Below are 534 nucleotides of genomic sequence, written 5' to 3'. Positions count from 1 at the left end.
GTTCGGTGCGGGGGCGGTCGCGGGGACGATCGAGCTGGTGAGCGCGGCGCGGCGCGACTTGCCGTTGCTTGCTGGCGAGGCGTTTTATGGCAGCAACAATGCGCAAGAGGTGTCGGCGAGCGTCTCGCCCGATGTCGGCGGCGGGTTCGTCAGTCTCTCGGGCAAGTTCGAGCGGGGCGACGGGTTCTACACCACGCCCGATAGCCAGTTTACGGCCGCGACGGTGCGTGCGCGCTATCGCGACTGGTCGGGCGGGATGCGCGCGGTCGTGCCCCTTGATGCCGCGACCGAGATCCAGGCGCGCGGCCTGCTCTATCGCGACACTCGCACGCTGCGCTTCGCGGGCGCGGACAGCAGTTCGCAGGCCAATGATGCCAGCGTCCGGCTGATCCATCGCGGGGCCTGGGCGATCGACGCGCTCGCCTATGTCCAGACGCGCAACTTCACCAACCGCGTGATCAGCGCGACCACCGCCAAGCTGACGCTCGACCAGCGCAACACGCCCGCCACCGGCCTCGGCGGCAAGATCGAGCT

Annotated in this window: 1 pseudogene; it reads left to right on the top strand. The window is 69.3% G+C overall.

What is annotated here, in order from left to right:
* Positions 1-534, top strand: a pseudogene (locus QN347_RS19425) (TonB-dependent receptor); the annotation flags it as partial.

The organism is Sphingomonas sp. 10B4, from assembly GCF_035019905.1.
GTDB classification, from domain to species: domain Bacteria; phylum Pseudomonadota; class Alphaproteobacteria; order Sphingomonadales; family Sphingomonadaceae; genus Sphingomonas; species Sphingomonas glacialis.
The sequence above is the reverse complement of the archived record's forward strand: the minus strand, read 5'-3'. Positions and strand labels throughout refer to the sequence as shown.